The 4,440-nt window shown below is 72.2% G+C and carries 3 protein-coding genes, 1 pseudogene and 1 riboswitch; all 4 genes and pseudogenes read left to right on the plus strand.

The features are described 5' to 3' along the window. Positions 1 to 22: 22 nt before the first annotated feature. Positions 23 to 171: riboswitch (cobalamin riboswitch) on the minus strand. A gap of 244 nt (positions 172 to 415) precedes the next feature. Next, positions 416 to 2,023, plus strand: coding sequence for an ABC transporter substrate-binding protein (locus AOK11_RS31540; protein ID WP_055597110.1), 1,608 nt, complete (start codon positions 416 to 418; stop codon positions 2,021 to 2,023). Positions 2,024 to 2,043: 20 nt separating this feature from the next. Then, the gene (locus tag AOK11_RS31545) at positions 2,044 to 3,012 is read left to right on the plus strand and encodes an ABC transporter permease (protein ID WP_055597111.1); all 969 of its coding nucleotides are present in this window, start codon (positions 2,044 to 2,046) and stop codon (positions 3,010 to 3,012) included. 5 nt (positions 3,013 to 3,017) lie between these two features. Next, positions 3,018 to 3,942: pseudogene (locus tag AOK11_RS31550) on the plus strand (ABC transporter permease). Beyond that, positions 3,939 to 4,440, plus strand: a 502-nt coding sequence (locus AOK11_RS31555; protein ID WP_157869490.1) for an ATP-binding cassette domain-containing protein, incomplete at its 3' end; no start/stop codon positions are given. The pseudogene AOK11_RS31550 and the gene AOK11_RS31555, both read left to right, overlap by 4 nt.

Genomic DNA, 4,440 nt, shown 5'->3' on the forward strand with positions numbered 1-4,440 from the left:
GGAATGTGACGACAGGCCCCAAGTGGACCCAGTGGCTGCCCGTCGGTCCTGTCGGGGGACAGGACCAGGGGCCGGAGCCGGACTTCCCGATCACAGTGGCGAGGGCCGCACCGGTATCGCACCGGATTTCCCGTTCACCAAGGCGTGGCGACAGTAGACCCGGATCCGGCCTGGTGACAAGCGCATGCCGGGGGCGCGCGGACGGCGTTCCGCAGCTTGTGTCCCGGCGCACACCCGCGGTCTTGACAGCAGGTGTGCGCGGGTGTGCGCAGGTGGTGCGGTGGTCATCCCCTCGCCGTCCGCCTGGGCGGCCACGTTCACCGAGACGTCGGCATGGGGGGCCGGGGCTCTGGGCAGAACCTTGCTGCAATTAATATGCAACAACGAATTCAGGTCAGTAGAGGTGTGAGGTTCGATGACGACCCGACGAATACGGCGTACCACCGGCGCGGCGACCACGGCCGCCGCGATCGCGGTGGTCGCCGCCTGCTCGGCGCCGACCGGCGGCACGGACGCCGGTGCGGGCGGCGGCGGGTCCGCCGAGTCCGTGGTGATCGGGGTCGCCTCCGAACCCGACACCCTGAGCCCCCTGCTCGGCTACGGCAAGGACGGCAACTCCAAGATCTTCGACGGACTGCTCGCCCGGGACGCCGACCTGAAACTGAAGCCCGCGCTGGCGAAGGCCCTGCCCGAGATCGGCGACGGCGGCCGGACCTACACCTACACCCTGCGCTCCGGCGTGACGTTCAGCGACGGCGAACCCCTCACCGCCGAGGACGTGGTCCACACGTACGAAACGGTGCTCGACGACAAGACCAACAACACCGCCAAGAGCGAACTGGACGCCGTCGAAAAGGTCCGCGCGGACGGCGACGACAAGGTCGTCTTCACCCTCAAGTACCCGTACGCGGCCTTCGCCGCCCGCACCGTCCTGCCCATCGTCCCCGAGCACCTCACCGGGGAGCAGGATCCCAACACCGGCTCCTTCAACACCGAGCCGGTCGGCACCGGACCATACGTCCTCACCGGCTGGAGCAAGGGCGAGAAGCTCACCTTCAAGGCGAACCCGGACTACTGGGGCGGCGCCCCCCGGGTGAAAAAGATCACGATGGCGATCATCGCCGACGACGACGTCCGCGCCACCCGCCTGCGCTCCGGCGACCTCGACGGCGCCACCCTCCCGCCCAACCTCGCCGCCACCTTCAAGAACGACGACGGCCGCACGACGTACCGGGCGACCACCTACGACTTCCGCGCCGTCACCCTCCCCACCGCGAACAAGGTCACCGGCGACACCGCCGTCCGCCGCGCCCTCGACCTCGCCGTGGACCGCCGGGCCATGGTCGACAAGATCCTCGACGGAGCCGGCCGCCCCGCCTACGGGCCGCTGCCCCTCGACGACCCCTGGTACACCAAGGACGTCGAACGCCCCCAGGACCTCGCCGAGGCCCAGCGGATCCTCGACCGGGACGGCTGGAAGGCCGGCAAGGACGGCATCCGCGCCAAGGACGGCGTCCGCGCCACGTTCACCCTCTACTACCCCTCCGGCGACAAGGTCCGCCAGGACCACGCCCTCGCCTACGCCTCCGACGCCAAGAAGGCCGGCATCGACGTCAAGGTCGAGGGCGCCACCTGGGAGGTCATCGAACCCCGGATGGGCAAGGACGCCGTCCTCGCCGGCTTCGGCAGCACCGGCGACCCCGACTTCGGCCTCTACACCCTGCTGCACTCCTCCCTCGCCGGCGACGGCTTCAACAACATGGCCCGCTACGACAACGCCGCCGTCGACGAAGCCCTCGACACCGGCCGCCGCAGCCAGGACCCCGAGGACCGCAAGGCCGCCTACGACGACCTCCAGCGCGCACTCGTCAAGAACCCCGGCTACACCTTCCTCACCCACATCGACCACCTCTACGTCCTCGCCGACCGCTGGGAGGGCCTCACCACCCAGGTCGAACCGCACGAGCACGGCTTCGCCAGCGGCCCCTGGTGGAACGCCGAGGACTGGCAGCCCAAGAAGTGAAGACCCTGCCCTGGGGAGCGATGGGACGCCTCGTGGCACGGCGGGCCCTGCTCGCCGTGCCCGTCCTCCTCGTCGTCACCTTCGGCGTGTTCGCCATCGCCGCCGCCTCCCCCTTCGACCCCGTCAAGGCCTACGCCGGCACCGCGGCCCTCGGCGCCGACCAGGAGACCCTGGACCGGCTCCGCGAAAACCTCGGCGTGGACCGCCCCTTCGCCGTCCAGTGGTGGGAATGGCTGACCTCCGCCGTCACCGGCGACCTCGGCCAGTCCAGCGTGCTGCGCCAGCCGGTCGCCGAGGCGATCGGCGAGCGGATCGTGTGGTCCACGCTGCTGTGCGCCGTCGCCTTCGCCGTCGCCGTCCTGCTCGGCACTCTGCTCGGCGTGCTCGCCGCCCGCCGCCCCGGCTCGCTCCTCGACCGTACGGTCACCTCCCTCGCGTACTCCCTGGAGGCCGCGCCGGTCTTCTGGATCGCCCTGCTCGCCGTCTGGCTGTTCGCCCTCCAACTGGACGTCCTCCCGGCCGGCGGCCTCACCGACACCGGCAGCGAGTACGTCACCGCCGGGCAGGTCGCGAGCCACCTGATCCTCCCCGCCGGCGTCCTCGCCGTCTCCCAGCTCCCCTGGTTCACGCTCTACGTACGCCAAGGCGTCGGCGACGCCCTCGCGGAGGACCCCGTACGCGGCGCCCGCGCCCGCGGCCTCGGCGAACGCACCGTCCTGCTCGGCCACGCCCTGCGCTCCGGACTCCTGCCGGTCCTCACCCTCATCGGCTCCCGCGTGCCCGAACTCATCACCGGCGCCCTGCTGGTGGAGACCGTCTTCAGCTGGCCCGGCATCGCGGCCGCCACCGTCGAGGCGGCCACCGCCGTCGACTTCCCGCTCCTGGCCGCGCTGACGACCCTCGCCACCGCCGCCGTCCTCGCCGGAAACCTCCTGGCGGACCTCCTGTACGGACTGACCGACCCGAGGGTGAAGCTCAGTGAGATGTGATTCCGATGGCTGACACCAGAGCCGACACCACCCTGGAGAAGGCGAGCACGGCCGGGTCCGCAGCCCCGGCCGTCGCATGGCGCTCGCGCGGCCCCGCCCGCCGCTCCACCCACACTCTGCGGCTGCGCGTCTCCGCCGTGCTGGTCGCCCTGACCGCCCTCGCGGTCCTGCTCGTCCCGCCCCTCGTCCAACTCGACCAGCACGGCCGTCGACCTCGCCTCGAAACTCCTCCCACCCAGCTGGGCCCACCCCTTCGGCACCGACGACGTCGGCCGCGACCTACTGCTGCGCTGCGTCTACGGCCTCAGGGTCTCCCTGCTCGTCGGGGTCGTCGCGGCACTCACCGCCACCGTGATCGGCACCGCCGTCGGAGCCACCGCCGGAGCACTCGGCGGCTGGGTCGACCGCCTCGTCATGCGCCTGGTCGACACCATCTCCTCCGTCCCGCACCTGCTGCTCGGCATCTTCATCGTCGCCATGTTCCGGCCTGGCGTCTGGCCCGTGGTGGTCTCGGTCGCCGCCACCCACTGGCTGTCCACCGCCCGCATCGTCCGCGCCGAGGTCCTCTCCCTGCGCTCCCGCCCGTACATCGACGCGGCCGTCTCCGGCGGCGCCTCCCGGTGGCGGGTCGTCCTGCGCCACCTGCTGCCCGGCGTACTGCCGCAGGCCGGCCTCGCCGCCGTTCTGATGATCCCGCACGCCATGTGGCACGAATCGGCGCTGTCCTTCCTCGGCCTCGGCCTGCCCACCCACACCGCCAGCCTCGGCACCCTCATCCAGGGCGCCCGCGGCACCCTGCTCGCCGGGCAGTGGTGGCCCACCCTCTTCCCCGGCCTGTTCCTGATCATCCCCACCCTCGCCATCGCCGGACTCGCCGGAGTGTGGCGGGAGCGGATCAACCCCCGCCGCCGATCGGAGCTGATGCTGTGACCGAGCGACCCCCCGTGCTGTCGGTGCGCGGTCTGTCGGTGCGTTTCCTGGTGCCCGGCTCGGGCCCCGTCGCCGCCGTCACCGACGCGCACTTCGACGTCGTCCCCGGCGAATGCCTCGCCCTGATCGGCGAGAGCGGCTGCGGCAAGTCCGTCCTGGCCTCCGCCCTGCTCGGCCTGCTCCCGGCCAACGCGCAGACCGCAGGCAGCGCCCTGCTCGGCGACCTCGACCTGCTCGCCGCCGACGAACGCACCCTCGCCCGCACCGTACGCGGCCGGCGCATCGGCCTCATCCCGCAGAGCCCCGCCGCCCACCTCACCGCGGTCCGCACCATCCGCGCGCAGACCGAGGAGACGGTCGCCGCACTCACGGGCGTACGCGGCCGCGCGTCCCTGCGCGCCGCAGCCGAAAAGGCGGCCGCCCGCGCGGCCTTCCCCGAGGACCACCTCGACCGCTACCCGCACGAACTCTCCGGCGGCCTCGCCCAGCGCGCCGCCG

Source organism: Streptomyces hirsutus (assembly GCF_001418415.1).
GTDB classification, from domain to species: Bacteria; Actinomycetota; Actinomycetes; order Streptomycetales; family Streptomycetaceae; genus Streptomyces; species Streptomyces hirsutus.

Coding starts and splice junctions, on each gene's coding strand:
- AOK11_RS31545 (WP_055597111.1), top strand. CDS start 2,044: ATGGGACGCCTCGTGGCACGGCGGGCCCTGCTCGCCGTGCCCGTCCTC.
- AOK11_RS31540 (WP_055597110.1), top strand. CDS start 416: ATGACGACCCGACGAATACGGCGTACCACCGGCGCGGCGACCACGGCC.